This is a genomic window from Idiomarina sp. ST20R2A10 (assembly GCF_051842345.1).
Taxonomy (GTDB): domain Bacteria; phylum Pseudomonadota; class Gammaproteobacteria; order Enterobacterales; family Alteromonadaceae; genus Idiomarina; species Idiomarina loihiensis.
Genome location: NZ_JBNIEY010000003.1, coordinates 296,055 through 316,109, shown reverse-complemented (window position 1 = coordinate 316,109; position 20,055 = coordinate 296,055). Strand labels below are relative to the sequence as shown.

The following is a 20,055-nucleotide window of genomic DNA, read 5'->3' as shown; positions in this document are numbered from 1 at the left end:
AGACCTAAAATAAAAGGCCCTCCAACAGGAGGGCCGCGCAACTTATAGAAAGCTTCACTTAGAAGCGTTACATGTCTTTATTTCTATCATTTACTTCTTACGAAGATCCTGCAGAGCTTCGTTCATTTTAAACAGAACAATAAGAAGCTCACACCAAATTCTGGCACCAACGCCTCCGGCCAGAGCGTAAAATATCCCTTTAAGGAAGTTACCAAAGGTAAAACCTTCATATCCCATAAACATAGTGCTTACCCCACCAACAACGGCGGCCAAAAGCAAAATCCAATACACAAAGGTAATGATCTTCGGCGTCAGCATATTGTTAAAAAATAGAACGTCTTTCATTTTTTATCTCCTTGTTATATAGGCGTAAACAGTTTTTATAGTAAGAAAAGAATAAGCCGACAGAGTTTACGCAATGTCCGACATCCTTTTCAGAACAGCAACTATCTGTTTGATATTAATCGACTTAGATACAGTTCACAATATCCGGCAACTAGTGTTTACAAAAGAATGTGATAAATCTCACAGCATTGGCCTTTCATTAAGTAACCTGAGTAGCCATATATGGCTTACATACAACCTAATAAAGAGGGAACTCTATGACGACTTATAAAGCGATTAAACTGGTTAAGCGCCCTGAGCCGGGCCCAGTCTCAGCGGACATTTTTGAAGTAACGGAAAAGGAGCTCCCGAAAGCCGGTTCCGGTGAAATATTAATAAAACAGCGGCAAATGTCGCTTGATCCTGCGATGTTTGGCTGGATGAGCCCCGATACAGAGAGCTACATACCACCAGTTGAATTAAACACGGTAATGCGCAGTTCGGGTGTTGGAGAGGTTGTCGAGAGTAACCATCCTGAGTTTGAAGTCGGCGACCGGGTTATGGGCATGATGGGCTGGCAGGAATATGCACTGAGCGACGGAAAAGGTATTAACAAGGTTCAGGCCGACGTACCTGACGAAACTGTACTCTCAGTATTCGCCTTACCCGGGTTAACTGCTACGCAAGGGTTACTTAATGTAGGTAAACCTAAAAATGGAGAAACCATCGTAGTAACAGGCGCTGCAGGTTCAGTCGGCTCAATTGTCGGTCAGATAGCAAAAGCCGAAGGCCTTAAAGTGATAGGTGTTGTCGGGAGTGACGAAAAAGCCAACTGGATAGTCAACGAACTTGGTTTCGACGGCGCGATTAATTATAAAACTGATGATTTGCGCGACCAACTGACTAAGCTGACTCCTGATGGCGTAGATTTATACTTTGAAAATACCGGCGGCCCCATTCAAAACCTGGTGGTTGAACGTATGAACGCGCACGGTCGTGTGGTGGTTTGCGGCATGATAGCCGACTACGATAAAGAAGTGCCCAGCCCCGGACCAAGCTGGGTGCCTGTTATTAAAAAGCGGCTGACAATTCAGGGCTTTACCATGCCAGATCACTTCGACCAAATTCCAAGCTTGCTGCAACAACTGACGCCTTACGTTATGTCCGGCAAAATAAAACACCGTTCGCATATTCTTGAAGGGCTGGAATCAGCCATTGAGGGACTGAACATGTTCTTTACCGGCGACAATAAAGGTAAGTTGATTGTGAAGCTTTAAGCCTTTTATAAAAGGCGTATAGCTTATTACAACCAGCCTTTTTGATGAGCGATGCGAGCAGCCTCAGTCCGGTTGCTCGCATGCAGTTTATTGATTGCCTCAGAAAGGTAATTTCGAGCCGTACCTGGAGCAATGAATAACTGTTCTGCGATGGCTTGAGTGCTTAACCCCTGACTTGCCAGACGTAGTGCCTTACGCTCTTTTTCTGTCAACGGGTCACGCTCTCCAAGAGCCTGAAGAAGAAGCTCATTACTTATCACTTGCTCACCCAGACATACCCGTTGCAACGACACGATCAGTTCATTAATCGGCGCATCTTTTAATAGAAAACCACGGACACCGGAGTCAATAGCTCGCTTAATATAACCGGCACGGTTAAAGGTGGTGATAATAACCGAACGAAGGTTTGGTTGTTGCTGCTGCGCCCACTGGACAAGCTCAAGGCCGGAAAGGTTAGGCATCTCAATATCGCTCAGCAATACATCGTAATCAGCTTCTTGTAATTTTTTCTGAGCATCAACGCCATCCACGGCTTCATCGACGTGATAATCAGACTCCAGTCGCAACAAACTTGCCAGCGCAGTTCTCACCATGGTTTGATCTTCAGCTAAGAGAATTTTCATGGCTGTTGCTCTGCGAGTTTTGGTAAGAAGAGAGTCACCTCACACCCTTTGTTTGTTGAGATGGACATGGAGCCGCCAAGCTCCTGTATTCTCAGTTCAACGCCGCTCAAACCGTTGCCCAAACTCACGTCATGACAACGACCATTATCCACAACTTTAATACAGTAGGTGTTTGCTGTTTCGTCAAAATGAATCAAGCATTGTTGACCATTGCTGTGACGAATAATATTGGTTACCAATTCGGTTATTGCTAACACCAGTGAGGTTTCCCGTTGCTCATCTATTATCGGCGGTGTACCGGTTATCCGAGTACTGAAGCCTCCGTCAGCCAAACGCTGCTCAAGTCGTCTCAGCTCAAGCTGTAACCCTCCATGCTTGTACCCCGAAACACTTTGTCGCACCCGCGAAAGAGATTCACGAGCAATTTCACTCAGCTCTACTAACTGCTCAGAAGCTTCATCGTAACGCTGCTTAGAAAGTTGCGCCTTGGCGAGATCCGATTTCAAAATAATACTCGAAAGCGTGTGACCCAAAATGTCGTGCAAGTCCCTTGCTATCCTCTCCCGTTCAACACTGGTTGCTAAACGCTCAATCTCTTCAGCATCACGTTCTTGCTCTTCAGCGTGTTGTTGCCTGAGTCGTTCAACCCGGCCAAAAATAGAAACAGTGCCAACAATGACGATACCGTAGGGCAAAAAGAGATCCCAGCTGGTTCCCGGGCCAAAGTGGAATGCGGCTAAGGTAAGAATAATGCCGGCAACAGCCGCAAGCGCAACCCGCCAGTTATAGGCAAAGCCAACAAAAAATCCCGCGTAACTAAAAAGAGCAATAGATCCCGGGTTTAGTGGCGTCACTGCGCAAGCAATAATGTACATGCCAAGGATTGGCCACAGCATTTGCTGCCGCGGCACCGAATAACAACAGTAATAGAGGCCAATAAAAACCAACATCGCCGCCACCATGACAGCCATTTCCCAAATCTGATAAGGGAAAAGCACCATCGGTAAAATATAGAAACCGAGGTTAAAAAGGTAAATCCACGCATGTTTTTGCTCGCGTACCCGCTGCTTATCTGACATACCGCTGCTCTTTGCTGCTCCTCTTTTTATTATGGCCGCTACAAAGTAAGCACACCAGTGACAAATGTCATTCCTAATTGGTGACATACGCAACTACCAGCTCAAAGGCTGGCTGAATAGACTTATTAACATCGAATCAATTCACAGAGACTGCCAATGAGTCAGATAAACCTTAAAGTACAGTCGCTTAATAAACATTATGGCGCAAAAGCGGCGCTGACCAATGTCAGCCTTAATGCCTATGCGGGTGAAGTCATTGCCGTACTTGGAAAAAACGGAGCAGGCAAAACCACCTTAATTAACAGCATACTTGGCATGCATGATTATCAGGCTCAGCATTTAGAGGTTATGGGGACTCAACTCAATAGTCAGCATAGACCGTTAACCATCCGTCAGCGTGTTGGAGTCATGATGCAGCTTGGTACCTTAAACGCCAACTTAACCGTCGCTGAACAACTGGATTTATTTTGTAGTTATTATCCGTCAGGCGCCACTCCGGAATTTTTACTAGAGGAGTTTGATTTAACCGGCATTGCTAAACAACGCTTCGGGAAGTTATCAGGGGGGCAGCGTCAGCAAGTTCTGTTTGCCATCGCGGTAGCCGGAAACCCCGATTTACTTTTTCTTGATGAGCCTACCGTAGGTATGGATGTTGAAGCGCGCCACTTGCTTTGGGAGCAGATAAAAAAACGCCGACAGCATGGCTGCGCTTTAGTACTAACCACTCATTACATTGAAGAAGCAGAGCGACTTGCCGATCGTGTTGCTGTCTTGCAGGACGGACAAATTATTGCACAGGGTTCAGTCAACGAGGTTACCTCCGATCACGATTCTCTGGAGTCAGCTTACTTACACCTTATTCGGGAGCCCACTCATGCTTAATTCGGCCATTTATTTAAAAGAAAGCCTCTACGACTTACTTAGCTTGTGGCGCACCCCGGCATTCTTTTTACCTGCCATGCTTTTTCCACTCGTGTTTTACGTGTTCTTCGGTATTGTCTTTAACTTTAGCGCGGCACAAGGCGAGTATATGCTGGTTTCATACGCCTGTTTTGGCATGATGGGTCCAGCATTATTTAACTACGCAACCGCTGTTGCTAGCGACAGGGCACAAGGCTGGCTTACGCTGAAGCGTGTTTCTCCCATGCCTCTTTCTGCGTATCTGGTTGCTAAGTTCTCTAGTAGTTTAGTTTTTGCAGCCTGCATTGCCTTACTGTTGTTTATTACGGCAGCACTTTTTGCCGACGTACAATTATGGCTATGGCAGTGGAGTCTACTGTTCATTGTTCTGTTAGTAGGAACCCTACCATTTGCCTTAATTGGGTTACTCATGGGTCTGTGCCTGTCTGACAAAGCGGCCCCTGCTGTCGTCAACTTAGTTTATTTACCCATGGCGTTTTTATCCGGTCTATGGGTGCCAATTCAGTTCTTACCAGACACCGTTCGCTACATCGCTTATGGGCTTCCATCGTATCACTATTCTCAACTGGCACATGCCGTTATAGGTACGAATCAAGGTCATAACTTATGGCTACACGGGCTTTATCTTGTCGCTTTTTCTGGGGGGCTAGTGATGATGATTTATTGGCGTTATCAGCGGCTTTCTCGTTAAGGGCTATAGCGTAATGAAAACTAAAATCATCGCAGCCCGTTTTATAGCGGTTATTGTTCTAACCATTAAACAAATAATGGTCAACACATTATGACTAAAGACCCGACTTACATAGAAATCAGTTTGTCTCATACCAAATTAGTGGCCTTGCAATTAACCAGCAAAAAACCGTAATACACTCATTACTGCGCTGTACGCTATTGAAGCTATAGATTTGGCGCGTCGAGGCCGGAGTAACTCAGAAATAACGACATTACCGCTTTGCTCTAACTTTGCGCGCCATAAAACAAAAGAAATCACCTTTAAAGAATAGGCGCTGTTGGAAATAATTATATTTGAACGGATAAATGGCAACAGCAGCAAAGAACGGCTGTATATCACATCATCTCCATTAGAGATTTTAAACCGGCTAGTCAGGCGATCATAGGATACCAGTATTCGCGTATCGCCCACTTGATGACTTTGCCGCTGAATCCTTTTGAGCATGCTGCTCCATTAAGTAATATTAACAAACTCCCCGCTCACCATAGTTTTTAAATCCTCGGTATTCAACTCCATATCTAGCCCCCTACGCCCGGCGCTTATGAATACGGTGGAGTTATAAGTTGCAGAGGTATCAATTATGGTTCTGAGCTGCTTTTTCTGGCCAAGCGGACTAACGCCTCCCAGAACATAACCCGTAGCACGTTCGACATCACTTTTAGTTGCCATTGTAGCCTTCTTTGCACCCAAAGCTTTTGCTATCAACTTAAGGCTTAACCGTGACGAAACCGGGATGATGCCTACAGCCAATTCTTTACTATCAAGGCTGACAACTAAGGTTTTGAATACTTGTTCCTGCGGAACGCCCAACTTCTCGGCAGCTTCGCCACCATAAGATTCACTGGCCGGGTCATGGGAATACTCGTGTACTTTAAAAGAAATCTTATTCTTTCTGGCAACATCAATTGCGGGAGTCATTACATCCTCTTATTGCTCGCATTCCGACGATACCCAGGAAGCCTCGCGATAGGTCGTTACTGAGCTATCGTTAGTGGTTGTAACTTCACTGGAATAATGTTCGTTGCTGTGCACCGTAATCAATGCATCGACTTCCGTAGTGCGCCCACCGGCTTCGCACGACGCCGCAACTTCAATTTTATCGCCATCCCGGGAGATATCCATATCCTGACACCCGGTCTCATTCCAACGTTTGCGCATAGTAGCGACCATATCGCTACCTTCCTCAGCTGTGAGACACTCCTGCGAGCTTTGTTCTCGCGTAAGCTGCTTAGGAATACCCTCTCCTTCCATTGAAGAAGTAATTTCCCATACCCCCGGTTTCAGGTCATTAGCCAAAACCGAGAATGAGCAGGCTAGAAGCAGCATGCCTGATAGTACAATCCGTGACATAATTTTCTCCTTTAAGTGGGCGCGTACGCCCGTTAGTCATTTTTTGGATAAAGCTTAGAGTATTTAGACTAACTTGCATGCATTGCACCAGCTTTAGGCACGAAAATTACATTTATTTACACTCACTATTTCATGCGGGTTACGCTTACAGAGAAAAAACGCTAATATGAACAAAATCGCATCATCATTACATGCAAGGGAAGACACATGAAAAGCGCAACCCGAAACAGACCACAAAGTATCCATTCCTGGGTTGCTCAGGAACTGGGTTCTCGAATTGTGGGTGGCGTCTATTTGCCTGGTCAGTATATCCCGAATGAAAATGACATTGGTGAAGAGCTGGGCGTATCGCGTACAGCATTACGTGAGGCCTTTAAGCTGTTAACCGCTAAGGGCTTAATCGAATCCCGCCCGAAACTGGGCACAAGAGTCCGTCCGCGTAAAAACTGGAATATGTTTGACGCGGAAGTTTTGCGCTGGTGCTTTAGCAGCAACCCGGACACTAAGTTTTACATGTCGCTGTATGAAATGCGGGAAATTATTGAGCCTAATGCAGCCAGTTTGGCAGCCATGCATCGTACTGACGACCAGTTAGCGGCATTAACTGAAGCTTATCAGGCAATGGAGAAAGCTCAAATTGGTACTGACGCTGTATACAAAAGCGATTTAGAGTTCCACTTAGCCTTACTGGAAGCCACTAATAACGAGTTTATGGCGTCGTTAGGCGTAACCATTGAAACGGCTCTGGAAAATTCATTTCGCTTAAGTAGTGCTATAGCGGAAGAGTATGTCGACTCACTACCCGGTCACAAGGCAGTGTTCATGGCCATTAAAGAGCAGAATCCGGTAGTCGCACGGGAAGAAATGCAGACACTTTTAGTCAACGCCAGGCATGCTCTGGAGCACACACTGGCGGAACTGCACAAAACACCGGTTTAAGGTTACAGCTTGGTAACCTTTTGAATCGGGCTTTGTTTTTCTATCTGCAGTTTATTGCGCAACGGTTTACCAAAGGTATCCGCCGCAATTTCAAAGACATCACCCGCCTGAGTGCTAATTCCGTCACCGAAACTTAACGTTGCTGTGCCATAAAAGTGTATATGCGCGTCACCCGGTTGGCGGAAAATAGGATACTTAAAGTGGTGGTTCTCCAGGTTCTCAATAGTGTGAGACATATTCTCTTCACCACTCAAAAACTCTTTTTCCCACAATACTTCGTTGTCGCGGATAATGCGCGAAGAGCCTTTGATATTCGCCGGTAAATCGCCGATGAGAATTTCAGGTCCAATTGAGCATTGGCGCAATTTAGAGTGGGCTAATAACAGGTAGTTTTCTTTTTCCGTAATATGGTCAGAAAATTCGTTACCCAATGCAAAACCAATGCGGTGCGGTTGGCCGTCTCTATCATTTATATATAAGCCTGCAATTTCTGGTTCTTCGCCAGCGTCCAGAGCAAAATGTGGAGAAGTCAGGGCCTGGCCTGGCGCAACCACGATACTGCCATCACCTTTATAGAACCACTCAGGTTGAGCGCCCTGCTCACCAGATTTAGGCTTGCCGTTTTGTACTCCGGCTTTAAACATTTTCATAGAGTCCGTCAGTTCGGCGTTTGAACTGTCCGAGCCTTGTGCGTGCATATTTGCGCGCGTGTCAGCACTGCCTAAATGCGTCAGACCTGTGCCAGTTACGAACAGATGCGCAGGGTCTTCATGATGAAACGGGCTGAGTAAGCGGTTCTCGTTAATTAATTCAACGTAAGAAATTTGCTCATCGCTTTGCAGTTTTTCTATTAACGACTCTAAACCGGTTTTCTCCTGCAGAGCTTTTTCCGCAAGCTCATAAACACTGACAACTTCCTTTAAAGGGTGAATATGCTCACCGTTAACGACACCGGCCTGTTGCTTGCCAGCCTCTGTGACGTATTGAATCAGACGCATTAGATAGGCTCCTGCTATGAATTTATACTACAAAATTTAAAAAGTAATACTATATTACCTTTTAGGCTTGAGCAATGATCGAGCCCGCTATAAATTTTGGTTAATGCTGTACAGAATTGAGTCAGCGATTGACATTCGAAGGAAGAATCGCGACCATAACGTAGTATTGTATTACTAATTAACAGGTGTAGCCTTGAACAACGACGACAAAAATAAATCTAAACTGCGCTCCGCCCAGTGGTTTGGGACCGCAGACAAAAACGGTTTTATGTATCGTAGCTGGATGAAAAACCAGGGAATTCCTGATCATCACTTTGACAACAAGCCGGTTATTGGAATTTGTAACACATGGTCGGAACTGACCCCTTGTAACGCGCATTTTCGCGACTTAGCCGACCGTGTTAAGAACGGCATTCGCGAAGCGGGTGGTATTCCGGTGGAATTTCCCGTGTTTTCTAACGGTGAGTCAAACCTACGACCAACGGCTATGTTGACCCGTAATCTGGCGGCCATGGACACAGAAGAAGCGATTCGTGGCAACCCAATTGACGGTGTCGTTCTAATGGTCGGCTGCGATAAGACCACGCCAGCCTTGTTAATGGGTGCAGCGAGTTGCGACCTACCAACAATTGTAGTCAGCGGCGGCCCTATGCTTAACGGTAAGCATCACGGTAAAGATGTCGGCTCTGGCACCCTTGTATGGAAAATGCACGAAGAATACAAAGCCGGCAATATTTCTCTACAAGAGTTTATGGATGCCGAAGCCAGCATGTCTCGTTCAGCCGGTACCTGTAACACGATGGGCACGGCTTCTACTATGGCTTCTATGGCAGAGTCACTAGGCGTGAGCCTGCCGCATAACGCCGCTATTCCAGCGGTGGATTCACGGAGATACGTATTAGCTCATATGTCGGGCATGCGCGCTGTGGAAATGGTTCATGAAGACCTGAAACTGTCTAAAGTCCTCACCCGTGACGCGTTCTTAAATGCGATTAAAACCAATGCTGCAATCGGCGGTTCAACCAATGCGGTGATTCACCTTAAAGCCATCGCTGGCCGTATGGGCGTCGATCTGGATTTGGATGACTGGCTGGAAGGCAAAGAAGTTCCGACTATTGTTAACTTGCAGCCCTCGGGTCGCTACCTGATGGAAGACTTCTACTACTCCGGCGGACTACCGGTTGTGCTGCGCCGTTTAGGCGAGGAAGGCATACTGACCAAAGACGCTTTAACAGTTAATGGCAAATCTATCTGGAAAAACGTAGAGGAAGCGCCTTGCTATAACGATGATGTCATCCGTACCTTTAACGAGCCTTTACTGAAACATGGCGGAATCTGCGTATTACGCGGTAATCTGGCGCCACGTGGCGCGGTACTTAAGCCGTCGGCGGCAAGCCCTCATCTAATGAAGCATCGCGGTAAAGCCGTGGTCTTTGAGAGCTTCGAAGATTATAAAGCACGTATTGCCGACCCAGATTTGGATATTGATGAAAACAGCGTCATGGTGCTCAAAAACTGTGGGCCGAAAGGTTACCCGGGAATGGCAGAAGTCGGAAACATGGGTTTACCTCCTAAAGTTCTGAAAAAAGGGGTAAAAGACATGGTTCGAATATCTGATGCCCGCATGAGTGGCACAGCATTTGGTACGGTCGTGCTGCACGTTGCTCCCGAGGCTATGGAACTTGGTCCTCTGGCTGCGGTCGAGGAAGGCGATTACATTCAATTAGATGCGGATGCCGGAGTTCTTCAGTTAGAGGTCAGTGACGAAGAATTGAAAGCACGTCTGGAGAAACTGAAAGCAACTCAGGTAATCGCAAAATCTGGCGGTTATTTAGAAATTTACCGGGAACGGGTGCTACAAGCCGATGAAGGCTGTGACCTGGACTTTCTGGTGGGTTGCCGTGGTGCCGCAGTACCAAAACATTCACATTAAACAGGTGTTCAATGGCAGAACAAAAGACATTAACGAATCAATATCCTAGCCTCAGAGGCCGTACGGTATTTATCACCGGCGGCGGCTCTGGTATTGGCGCGGCATTAGTAGAAGCGTTTGTCGCGCAGGGAAGCCAAGTGGCTTTCGTCGACATTCTGGAAGATGAATCAAAAGCGCTGGTCGAGAAAGTTAATGAAAATTCAAGCTCAGGTAAGGCACATTTTTACCCGTGTAACCTGGTTGATATTGAGCACTTACGCAAAGTTGTTGAGCAAGTCAAAAGTGAACTTGGTGCCATTGGCGTACTGATAAACAACGCTGCCAGTGATACCCGTCACGACTTCCGTGATGTGACCCCGGAATACTGGGATGAACGCATGCATATTAATCTGCGTCCGCAGTTCTTTGCAGCACAGGCAGTGTACTCGCAAATGAAAGAACTGGGTGGCGGTTCCATCATTAACTTTGGCTCAATGAGCTGGCACGAAAGCCAGGGCAATATGCCTGGGTATACCAGTGCAAAGTCGGCCGTACTGGGCCTGACCCGAGGCCTGGCCCGTGATATGGGCGAGGATAATATCCGGGTCAATACACTAACCCCGGGATGGGTTATGACTGAACGTCAATTATCTTTGTGGGTTACTGAAGAAACCAAAAAAGACATTGCTAAAAACCAATGCATTAACGCACCGCTAATGCCCGAAAGCATCGCAGCAATGGCGTTATTTTTAGCGTCAGACGATAGCAGCATGTGTACTGCTCAAGACTTTATTGTCGATGCCGGGTGGGTGTAACAGGATATTTCGGGTCGCGCGACGCGCGGCAGAGTACCTCTAAGTAACAGGATTTATTATGACTATTACAGGTAAACAACTTATTCAAGGCGAATGGCAAGCAGGCAAAGGTGCCTCTTACCAGGCGGTCAATCCAGCTACAGGTGAAGCGCTGGAGCCAACAATAAACCATGCTGACGGCAGTCAGGTTGACGCAGCGGTTGAAGGCGCAGCGAAAGCGGCTCCTGTCTACGCAGCAACGACACTGAAGCAACGCGGCGAATTTTTACAAGCTTGTGCCGATGAAATTATGGCTTTAGGCGATGAATTATTAGATCGTTTAAAAGCTGAAACCGGCTACCCGCAGGCTCGTGTTGAAGGCGAGCGCGGTCGTACGTGCAACCAGTTAAAACTCTTCGCTAACACCATTCAAAGTGGCGAGTTCCTGGATGCGCGTATTGATAAAGCAATGCCGGATCGTCAGCCTATGCCACGCGCTGACATTCGCTTTTATAAACAAGCGCTTGGTCCAGTCGCTGTGTTTGGTGCTTCTAACTTTCCAATGGCCTTCTCTACTGCCGGCGGTGACACAGCGTCCGCATTAGCGGCAGGTTGTCCGGTTATTGTTAAAGGCCACAACTCTCACGCTGGCTCAGCAGAATTAGTTGCACAGGCAGTACAAAAAGCGGCTGACAAATGCCAAATGCCGAAAGGTACGTTCTCGTACGTAACGGGCCCTGGCAAAGATGTCGGCGCGGCATTAGTCAAAGCAGAACAAGTTAAAGCCGTTGGCTTTACCGGCTCTCACTCTGGCGGTATGGCGCTATACAAACTGGCCAGCGAACGTAAAAACCCAATTCCGGTATTTGCCGAAATGGGCAGCATTAACCCCATTGTTGTCTTACCAGAAGCATTAAAAAACTCAGCACAAAGCATTGCTGAAGGCTTTGTCGGTTCGCTAACACTGGGCGTGGGTCAGTTCTGTGTAAACCCAGGCTTGGTATTAGGTATTGAAGGCGATGAGCTGGATACCTTTATTGATTCTACTGCCAAAGCATTAGCTGATGTAAACGCTGGCGTTATGCTGAATCAAGGCATTGCTGAAACTTATCAGTCGGGTCGTCAAAAGCTGTCAGGCCAGCCAGGTGTTAAATCAGTTGCAACAGGCCAGCCAGTAAAAGAAGGTGAAAAAGGTTTCTGTGGACAGGCTGAATTATTTACGGTTTCAGCATCAGATTTTGTCAAAAACCCAGAGCTTCAGGCAGAAAACTTCGGCCCCAGCTCTTTAGTCATTAAATGTAAAAATGCTGAAGAACTGAATACAGTTGTCAGTCATTTAGGCGGCCAGCTAACCGGCACACTGCAGGCTACAGAAAGCGAACTGAAGAACTACTCTGAACTGCTAAGCCTGTTACAGGATAAAGTGGGTCGTATGGTTGTGAATAACTTCCCTACTGGCGTAGAAGTTTGTGACGCAATGATGCACGGTGGTCCTTCTCCGGCATCAACAGACAGCCGCTTTACTTCTGTCGGTACGAAAGCAATTGACCGTTTTGTACGTCCTATTTGCTTCCAGAACTATCCGCATGACTTACTGCCGGACGCTCTGAAGAACGAAAACCCATGGGGCATCAGCCGTTGGATAAATGGCGAACGCACTAACAAGGCTGTTGAGAACTAAGCCATGGCTTTGTTCATTACAGAAAGTAAAGAAGTGCACGCTGGCTTTAGCCAGCCTCTGCGCTTTTTTACGTTAAATAACAGCCAGGGTATGCAAGTTACTCTGGCTAACTTTGGCGCCAGCGTCCGTTCATTGAAAGTACCCGGAAACCAAGGCGTTCAGGAAGTTACCCTTAATTATCAGGACCCGACTCTGTGGTTGAAAAACCCTTACTACTTTGGCGTTATTGTTGGCCGTTGCGCTAACCGTATAGGCCAGAGTCAGTTTTCAGTCGATGATCAGAACATTCATCTGGTCAGTAATGAAGGCGAAAATCAGCTGCACGGCGGCCCGGAAGGGTTATCTTTCCGTTTTTGGGATACAGAGAGCAGGGAAGCAGCTGATAACGTTAGTGTCACATTCCATATTTTTAGTGCAGATGGTGACCAGGGCTACCCTGGTAACTTTAAAGCCGCGGTAACTTATTCACTGAATGAAAAGAACGAGTTGCTTATCGACTACCAGGCCACCACAGATAAAACATGCCCGGTCAATATGACCAGTCATATGTATTTTAATCTGGCAGGCAAGGATTCCATTCTCGATCATGAACTCACTATTCATGCAGACCGTTACGTAGAAGTTGACGAAGAACTCATTCCTACTGGTCGCTTAATTGGTACAGCAGGTTCACCTATGGATTTCCAACGGGCCAAAACCATAGGGCAGGATATTGCGAAAACCGAACAGGGCTATGACCATTTTTGGATAGCGCGAGACGAGAAAAGCCGTACCTTGCAAAAAATGGCTAAATTACGAGATCCGGTTTCCGGACGTACAATGGAGCTGTTCAGCACAGAGCCAGGCGTTCAATTTTACAGTGGCAACTTCCTGGACTCTTCAATACCCGGAGCTTCTGGTAAACCGTTACCACAATACGGGGGACTTTGTCTCGAGCCTCATATTCACCCCGATGCGGTAAATCAGTCCTCATTCCCTTCGGTCATTCTGTCCCCGGGGCAGAAGTATCAACAAAGTAGTCTCTATAAGTTTTCCAGCAGCTAAGTGGCGGCTGAAAACACAGCAACATGAATTTGCCCCAAATAATAAGTAAACAATAAGATAAAGGCGAAAAACATGAACATAAAGACATTAGCAATGATGTCGTTACTCCTGCTCAGTCAGAACGCAATGGCTGAAATTGTGGTAGGTTTTGCTCAAGTTGGCTCAGAAAGCGGCTGGCGAACTAACTTTAGTAACGACATGCGAGAAGAAGCCAAACGACGCGGCATCACGCTGAAATTTGCAGATTCTCAACAGCAACAAGCCAATCAAATTCGGGCGGTACGCACCTTTATTGCCATGCGGGTAGACGCCATTGTCATCGCCCCGGTAGTTGAAACCGGCTGGACACCCATTCTCCGCCAGGCACAACGCTCCGACATTCCAGTCATTATTCTGGACCGCAACATTCGCGCAGACGAAGACCTATACCTTACCCGCATTGCCTCAGACTTTGTTGAGGAGGGAGTGAAAGCGGCTCAATGGTTAGTTGAAAACGAGCAGGACGAATGCCGTGTGGTTGAATTACAAGGAACCGTTGGTTCCACTGCGGCTATTGACCGGGGAACGGGCTTCAACAGCGTTATCAATAAACACGACAACATTACCATAGTACGGAGTCAGACTGCGGAGTTCACCCGCAACCGTGGTAAAGAAGTAATGGAAAGCTTTCTCAGAGCAGAAGACCCAAACAGCATCTGTGCCCTTTGGGCACATAACGATGAGATGGCGTTAGGTGCCATTCAGGCAATTAAAGAGTCTGGCCTTGCTCCCGGAGAAGATATCAAAGTGATTTCCGTAGACGGTATTCCGGACTATTTCCTGGCTATGGCTAACGGCCTGGCGAATGTCACCGTTGAGTTAGACCCGCATTTAGGTGCACCTACTTACGACGTTATTCAACGCTATTTAAAGGGCGACACGGACATACCAAAACTGATCCGTACCACTGGCGATGTTTACACTCAAGCCACTGCAGCTGAGGAATATCAAAAGCGAAGTCAATAGGCCGCCTTTGTCGTTGGGAGAAAATCATGCAACAAGAACAATCAGAAAAAGCACTATTTGAACTCAGTAATATCAGTAAGCAATTCCCCGGAGTAAAAGCCCTGGATGCCGTTAATTTCCGCTTATTCCCGGGCGAAGTTCACGCGCTGCTGGGGGAAAATGGCGCCGGCAAATCCACGTTGGTAAAAATAATGACCGGCGTATTACCAAAAGACAGCGGAAGCATTCAGCTGCAGCAACAAGAAATAAGCCCGTCCAATACCGCAGAAGCCCAGAAGCTGGGAATAGCTCCTGTGTATCAAGAAGTGAATTTACTGCCGAACTTAAGCGTTGCCCATAACTTGTTCCTTGGGCGCGAACCGACGCGTTTCGGCTGCATTCGCTGGCAACAAATGGCGGAAGACGCCCGCCAGTTATTAAAGCGTTTCAAACTGAATATTGATGTCACAGAGTCTTTATCTCACTACTCCGTGGCCATACAACAATTAGTTGCTATTGCCCGTGGCGTTGCCATGAACGCTAAAGTTCTGGTACTGGACGAGCCCACCGCCAGCCTCGATAGCAGCGAAGTAGACACTCTTTTTGATATTCTGCGTCAGCTGAAAAGTGAAGGCATCGCCATTTTGTTTATTACTCACTTTCTGGAACAGGTCTATCAAATTTCTGATCGCATCACCGTTTTACGTTCCGGCAAGTTAATAGGTGAATACCCCATTGCTGATCTGCCGCGCAACCGCTTAATTGAAGCCATGCTGGGTCAGGAACTGCAACAGGTTACCGGAGAACAAACAGAGGCCACCGAGCCGACAAAACGTGAACCTTTACTGACGGTATCAAACGCCACTGTGCCGCACTCAGTCGATGATGTATCACTGACAGTCCATAAAGGTGAGGCCGTGGGCATGGCCGGCCTACTGGGGTCTGGTCGTACTGAGGTATGCCGCGCGTTATTCGGCATCGACACACTGAAAAGCGGAGAGATTAAAATACGCCAGCAGCCCGTTACTCTTAACCAGCCGGCAGACGCTATGCAGCAAGGCATTGCACTCTGCCCTGAAGATCGTAAAACTGACGGTATTATTGGCCCACTTTCCATCCGCGAGAATATCGCTCTGGCCCTTCAGGTGGAGGCTGGCTGGTGGCGCTATATATCACCGGAAAAACAAAGAACTCTGGCCAATCAGTACATTGAATCTTTTCACATCGCCACGCCCGATTCAGAAAAGCCGATTGAAGAACTCAGCGGTGGAAACCAGCAAAAAGTCATTCTTGCCCGCTGGCTGGCTATTAGCCCGCAGCTATTGATTTTAGACGAACCCACTCGCGGTATCGATATTGGTGCACACGCCGAAATCATTAAGTTAATTAAATCTCTGTGCGATGAAGGCATGTCGTTATTAGTGGCGTCATCCGAACTGGATGAGCTGGTCGCCTTTGCTAACCGTGTTGTCGTTATGCGTGACCACCGCAAAGTCGCGGAGCTACAAGGCGCAGAATTAACCTCTCAATCCATAATGCATTCGATAGCCGAGGTGTAAATCAATGAACACAGAAACATCACATTCTTTTGCAGAGCGGCTGCTTAAATCACGCTACATCTGGCCCCTGGCCGCCCTGCTGTTAATGTTAATATTCAATTTGCTGCTGGACGCCTCATTCTTAGACATTCATTTTGATAACGGCCGTTTCTACGGTAACCCCATTGATATTCTTCACCGCAGTGCCCCGGTCGCACTATTAGCCATTGGCATGACAGTTGTAATTGCCACCGGCGGAATAGATCTGTCGGTAGGTGCCGTGATGGCCATTGCCGGAGCAGTTTGTGCCAATTTACTGGTAGCTACGGACGTCAGCCTGTTTACGGTACTCGTGGCCGGTATCGCCAGCGGCTTGTTATGCGGCTTAATCAACGGCGCTCTGGTGAGTTATATGGGCATTCAGCCTATTATAGCGACGCTGCTATTAATGGTGACCGGTCGCGGCATCGCCCAGCTCCTTAACGACGGTCAGATAGTCACCTTTCAACATGCCGGTTTCAGCTGGTTGGGAAGCGGCACTCTGCTTGGCATTCCCGTCACTATATGGCTGGTGCTGCTGGTTTTTGGCATCAGTCAGTTAATGCTACGGCGCACTGCATTGGGGCTTTTTGTCGAAGCCGTTGGCTGCAATTCAAGCGCCAGCCGCTACCTCGGAATTAATGACCACACCGTAAAACTGATGGCCTATCTATTAACCGGGTTTTGCGCCGCGCTGGCCGGCATTATAAGCGCTGCCGATATCAACGGTTCAGATGCGAATAATGTGGGTTTGTGGCTCGAGCTCGATGCCATCCTGGCGGTGGTTCTCGGCGGTGCTGCGTTAAGCGGTGGGCGCTTTTCTATTCCCTTGTCACTAATTGGCGTACTCATTATTCAAACCCTGAACACAACCATTATGGTCAGCGGAATGCCCTCTAAACTTAATTTATTGATAAAAGCACTGGCAGTGGTGCTGGTATTGCTACTGCAGTCCGATATTTTCCGCAAGCAAATTAGCGGACTGGCCGGCAAATGGAGACACTCATGATTGCACGTCGATTTGTTCCCCTGCTCGCCACATTCTCTTTATTGGTGGTCATGTTTATTATTGGCGGCTTTCAGTTTGAAGGTTTCGCCAGTTTGCAGGTCGTTACTAACTTACTGACTGATAATGCGTTTTTATTAGTCGTCGCCTTAGGCATGACGCTGGTTATTCTCTCCGGCGGCATTGATTTATCTGTTGGTGCAGTGGTCGCACTAAGTGGTGTACTGTGCGCTGTACTCATAAGCGAATATCAATGGCACCCGCTGCTGGTCTTTCCTTTGGTACTGGTTATCGGGACGCTGTTCGGTACTCTAATGGGCAGCCTGATTTACTTTTACAAGCTACAGCCTTTTATTGTAACCCTGGCGGGTATGTTTTTTGCGCGAGGGCTGGCAACCACCATTAGTGAAGAGTCCGTAGGCATTGAGCATCCTTTATATTATGCCGTTGCTGATTCCGGCATTGCACTTCCCGGCAATGCCTGGCTCCCGAGTTACGCTATTATTGTTATTGCGATATTAGCCGGGCTTTTTTTGCTCACTCACTACAGTCGTTTTGGCGGCTACATTTACGCTATTGGAGGCAATAGCCAGTCAGCAGCACTAATGGGCGTACCTATAGCACGAAGTACTATTGGCATTTACGCCATGTCCAGTTTTCTGGCTGCTTTTGCCGGCATTCTCTATACCTTTTATACCTTTTCCGGCTATGCCTTAACCGGTATTGGCATGGAGCTCGACGCCATCGCCGCGGTGGTTATTGGTGGTACGCTACTAACCGGCGGTAGCGGATACATTTTAGGGACATTATTAGGGGTGATGCTAATGGGCATTATCCAGACCTATATTATCTTTGAGGGCACGTTAAATAGCTGGTGGGCGCGCATTGCTATAGGCTTACTGTTGTTCGTTTTCATTGCCTTACAGAAAGTTCTCAACCGGAGTTCTCAACGTGGATAATTGTCATTTTATAACCAGCATTGATGTGACTAACCGACTTGGTGAAGGCATTGTCTGGCATTCATTAACCAATACCCTGTGGTGGACAGACATTCACGGTTGCCAACTCTATTGTTACCACTGGCACACTAAAAAACTGGAAACCTGGAGCACACTGGAACGCCTGACTGCGTTTTCTATCATTGGCACAGAGCCCGTAAAAATGATGGTCAGTTTTGCTTCAGGTTTCGCCACTTACGAACCCGAAACACAGCAGATTGAATGGATAGCCCGACCAGAACAAGAGCTTAACGGGCACCGTTTTAACGACGGTCGCACTGATCGCCAGGGACGTTTTTGGTCAGCCACTATGGTCGAACAGGACGAAGGCCTAAAAGGTAGCCTCTATCGTGTTGATGTAACTGGCTGCCATGCGGTGCTTGGAGGTTTCCAAATTCCTAACGCACTGTGTTGGAACCCGGAAGGCACGCGTATGTATCACGCAGATACGCCAACAGGGACTATTCGTCAGTATGACTTTGATCCATTGAACGGGGTTCCTTCAAACTCTCAAGTATTTGCTTCGGTTCCACAGGGCGAGCCCGATGGGGCAATTGTCGATGCGCAAGGCCGTTTATGGGTTGCTCTTTGGGGTGGTAATGGCGTGGCGCGCTTTAGTTCTGCGGGAAAACTCGAAGGTATACTTGAACTGCCCGTGTCGCAGCCTACCTGTGTTGCTTTCGGCGGCCCTAATATGGACATACTTTTTGTCACCTCCGCCACCGAAGGACTTACACCGGAGCAAAAGGCCAGCGAGCCGTTAGCCGGTTCTGTTCTTATCTACCAGACAAGCGCTCGCGGCCTGCCAGAACCTAAAGTGAATTATTATGACTAACTATCTGGCCTTACTCAGTTTACTTTGCTTTCCTTTATTCGCTGCAGCCGACGTGTTAATTCCACAGCGTGCAGACCCCTGGGTGCTCAAAGTTGACAGTAACTACTATTTTACCGCTTCAGTGCCAGAGTTTAACCGCATTGAATTGCGACGTGCCGAGTCGGTAGCAGGTTTAGCCGAAGCTGACGTTAAAACCATATGGCAGCAACGCGAACAAGGGGATATGAGCGCCAATATCTGGGCTCCGGAAATACACCGCATTGATGACGCCTGGTACATTTATTTTGCTGCAGGCCGAGCCGACGCTCCTTTCAATATAAGAACCTACGTTTTAGAAAACAAAAGTGAAGACCCACTCACTGGTGAATGGAAGGAACTTGGACAGTTACAGACCGCCTGGGACACATTCAATCTGGATGCGACACATTTTCGTCATAAGGGTACCAATTATCTTGTCTGGGCTCAGCATCATCCTAAATATGATTATAACTCTGCCCTTTTCATAGCAGAACTGATCAGCCCGACAAAAGTAGGCCCACAGACCAAAATTTCGGAGCCTGAATTTGAATGGGAAACGAAAGGATACTCGGTGAATGAAGGGGCTTCGGCGTTAATTCGAAATGGCCGTATCTTCCTGAGCTTTTCAGCCAGCGCAACCGACGAAAACTATGCTACCGGGTTGTTATGGGCTGATGCCGATGCGGACTTACTGGATGCCAGCACCTGGCAGAAGTCAGAGGAGCCAGTATTTTATACTAACCCAGAACTAAGACGTTACGGACCAGGACATGGCAGCTTTACCGTTGATAAAGATGATCGCGATTTAGTGATTTATCATGCACGCAGCTACCGTGAAATTGACGGTAACTCACTACATGATCCCAATCGCAACACCCGGGTTCGGTTACTGCGCTGGAGCGACGACGAGTTCCCTGACTTTGCGCAACAGGAACCCGATCTGAAACTCCAATAAGTTAAGG

Annotated in this window: 20 protein-coding genes; 14 read left to right on the top strand and 6 right to left on the bottom strand. The window is 47.5% G+C overall.

What is annotated here, in order from left to right; translation table 11 throughout:
• Positions 1 to 90: 90 nt before the first annotated feature.
• On the bottom strand, positions 91 to 345 hold the full coding sequence (locus ACP7H9_RS07285; RefSeq protein WP_011233579.1) for a DUF4282 domain-containing protein: 255 nt from the start codon (positions 343 to 345) through the stop codon (positions 91 to 93).
• Between the two features lie 257 nt (positions 346 to 602).
• On the opposite strand from ACP7H9_RS07285, the gene ACP7H9_RS07280 reads away from it, so the two are divergent.
• The gene (locus ACP7H9_RS07280) at positions 603 to 1,601 is read left to right on the top strand and encodes an NADP-dependent oxidoreductase (protein WP_034818807.1); all 999 of its coding nucleotides are present in this window, start codon (positions 603 to 605) and stop codon (positions 1,599 to 1,601) included.
• Positions 1,602 to 1,627: 26 nt separating this feature from the next.
• Here ACP7H9_RS07280 and ACP7H9_RS07275 read toward each other — a convergent pair whose 3' ends face one another.
• Both ACP7H9_RS07275 and ACP7H9_RS07270 read right to left on the bottom strand, forming a co-directional pair.
• Positions 1,628 to 2,224 carry a response regulator gene (locus ACP7H9_RS07275; protein WP_439222483.1) on the bottom strand — a complete coding sequence of 199 codons (597 nt, stop codon included), beginning with the start codon at positions 2,222 to 2,224 and terminating at the stop codon, positions 1,628 to 1,630.
• A complete protein-coding gene (locus tag ACP7H9_RS07270) occupies positions 2,221 to 3,303 on the bottom strand; it encodes a sensor histidine kinase (RefSeq protein WP_439222482.1) in 1,083 nt (360 codons plus the stop codon). Before ACP7H9_RS07270 ends, ACP7H9_RS07275 begins: the two co-directional genes overlap by 4 nt.
• A gap of 156 nt (positions 3,304 to 3,459) precedes the next feature.
• Between ACP7H9_RS07270 and ACP7H9_RS07265 the strand changes: the two genes are divergently transcribed.
• Complete coding sequence (locus tag ACP7H9_RS07265) at positions 3,460 to 4,185, top strand: ABC transporter ATP-binding protein (protein ID WP_439222481.1); 726 nt, start codon at positions 3,460 to 3,462, stop codon at positions 4,183 to 4,185.
• The gene (locus tag ACP7H9_RS07260) at positions 4,178 to 4,915 is read left to right on the top strand and encodes an ABC transporter permease (protein ID WP_439222480.1); all 738 of its coding nucleotides are present in this window, start codon (positions 4,178 to 4,180) and stop codon (positions 4,913 to 4,915) included. The genes ACP7H9_RS07265 and ACP7H9_RS07260 overlap by 8 nt, the downstream gene beginning before the upstream one ends.
• A gap of 495 nt (positions 4,916 to 5,410) precedes the next feature.
• Here the strand turns inward: ACP7H9_RS07260 and ybaK are convergent, their stop codons facing one another.
• On the bottom strand, positions 5,411 to 5,875 hold the full coding sequence (gene ybaK / locus ACP7H9_RS07255) for a Cys-tRNA(Pro) deacylase (protein WP_439222479.1): 465 nt from the start codon (positions 5,873 to 5,875) through the stop codon (positions 5,411 to 5,413).
• 9 nt (positions 5,876 to 5,884) lie between these two features.
• Positions 5,885 to 6,307, bottom strand: coding sequence for a DUF3617 domain-containing protein (locus ACP7H9_RS07250; RefSeq protein WP_439222478.1), 423 nt, complete (start codon positions 6,305 to 6,307; stop codon positions 5,885 to 5,887).
• A 207-nt stretch (positions 6,308 to 6,514) separates the two neighbouring features.
• On the opposite strand from ACP7H9_RS07250, the gene ACP7H9_RS07245 reads away from it, so the two are divergent.
• On the top strand, positions 6,515 to 7,246 hold the full coding sequence (locus tag ACP7H9_RS07245; protein ID WP_439222477.1) for a FadR/GntR family transcriptional regulator: 732 nt from the start codon (positions 6,515 to 6,517) through the stop codon (positions 7,244 to 7,246).
• A gap of 2 nt (positions 7,247 to 7,248) precedes the next feature.
• On the opposite strand, the gene araD1 is transcribed toward ACP7H9_RS07245, so the two are convergent.
• Positions 7,249 to 8,244, bottom strand: a complete 996-nt coding sequence (gene araD1, locus ACP7H9_RS07240; RefSeq protein WP_439222476.1) for an AraD1 family protein — start codon at positions 8,242 to 8,244, stop codon at positions 7,249 to 7,251.
• Positions 8,245 to 8,437: 193 nt separating this feature from the next.
• On the opposite strand from araD1, the gene ACP7H9_RS07235 reads away from it, so the two are divergent.
• The 10 genes from ACP7H9_RS07235 to ACP7H9_RS07190 all read left to right on the top strand — a co-directional run bounded on the left by ACP7H9_RS07235 (position 8,438) and on the right by ACP7H9_RS07190 (position 20,048).
• Positions 8,438 to 10,177, top strand: a complete 1,740-nt coding sequence (locus ACP7H9_RS07235) for an IlvD/Edd family dehydratase (RefSeq protein ID WP_439222475.1) — start codon at positions 8,438 to 8,440, stop codon at positions 10,175 to 10,177.
• Between the two features lie 11 nt (positions 10,178 to 10,188).
• Complete coding sequence (locus ACP7H9_RS07230) at positions 10,189 to 10,971, top strand: SDR family NAD(P)-dependent oxidoreductase (RefSeq protein WP_439222474.1); 783 nt, start codon at positions 10,189 to 10,191, stop codon at positions 10,969 to 10,971.
• A 58-nt stretch (positions 10,972 to 11,029) separates the two neighbouring features.
• Entirely contained in the window at positions 11,030 to 12,631 is a 1,602-nt protein-coding gene (locus ACP7H9_RS07225; RefSeq protein WP_110014180.1) for an aldehyde dehydrogenase (NADP(+)), read from the top strand.
• Positions 12,632 to 12,634: 3 nt separating this feature from the next.
• Complete coding sequence (locus tag ACP7H9_RS07220; RefSeq protein WP_439222473.1) at positions 12,635 to 13,675, top strand: aldose epimerase family protein; 1,041 nt, start codon at positions 12,635 to 12,637, stop codon at positions 13,673 to 13,675.
• A 72-nt stretch (positions 13,676 to 13,747) separates the two neighbouring features.
• Positions 13,748 to 14,680, top strand: a complete 933-nt coding sequence (locus ACP7H9_RS07215; protein WP_417708023.1) for an ABC transporter substrate-binding protein — start codon at positions 13,748 to 13,750, stop codon at positions 14,678 to 14,680.
• Between the two features lie 26 nt (positions 14,681 to 14,706).
• On the top strand, positions 14,707 to 16,218 hold the full coding sequence (locus ACP7H9_RS07210; RefSeq protein ID WP_439222472.1) for a sugar ABC transporter ATP-binding protein: 1,512 nt from the start codon (positions 14,707 to 14,709) through the stop codon (positions 16,216 to 16,218).
• 4 nt (positions 16,219 to 16,222) lie between these two features.
• Positions 16,223 to 17,245 carry an ABC transporter permease gene (locus ACP7H9_RS07205; protein WP_439222471.1) on the top strand — a complete coding sequence of 341 codons (1,023 nt, stop codon included), beginning with the start codon at positions 16,223 to 16,225 and terminating at the stop codon, positions 17,243 to 17,245.
• Positions 17,242 to 18,201 (top strand): galactofuranose ABC transporter, permease protein YjfF, encoded by a 960-nt coding sequence (gene yjfF / locus ACP7H9_RS07200; RefSeq protein ID WP_417708026.1) that lies wholly within the window; start codon positions 17,242 to 17,244, stop codon positions 18,199 to 18,201. Before ACP7H9_RS07205 ends, yjfF begins: the two co-directional genes overlap by 4 nt.
• Positions 18,194 to 19,075 carry an SMP-30/gluconolactonase/LRE family protein gene (locus tag ACP7H9_RS07195; protein WP_439222470.1) on the top strand — a complete coding sequence of 294 codons (882 nt, stop codon included), beginning with the start codon at positions 18,194 to 18,196 and terminating at the stop codon, positions 19,073 to 19,075. The genes yjfF and ACP7H9_RS07195 overlap by 8 nt, the downstream gene beginning before the upstream one ends.
• Positions 19,068 to 20,048: a glycoside hydrolase family 43 protein gene (locus tag ACP7H9_RS07190; RefSeq protein WP_110014187.1), complete on the top strand. Its 981-nt coding sequence runs from the start codon at positions 19,068 to 19,070 to the stop codon at positions 20,046 to 20,048. The genes ACP7H9_RS07195 and ACP7H9_RS07190 overlap by 8 nt, the downstream gene beginning before the upstream one ends.
• Positions 20,049 to 20,055: the final 7 nt, after the last annotated feature.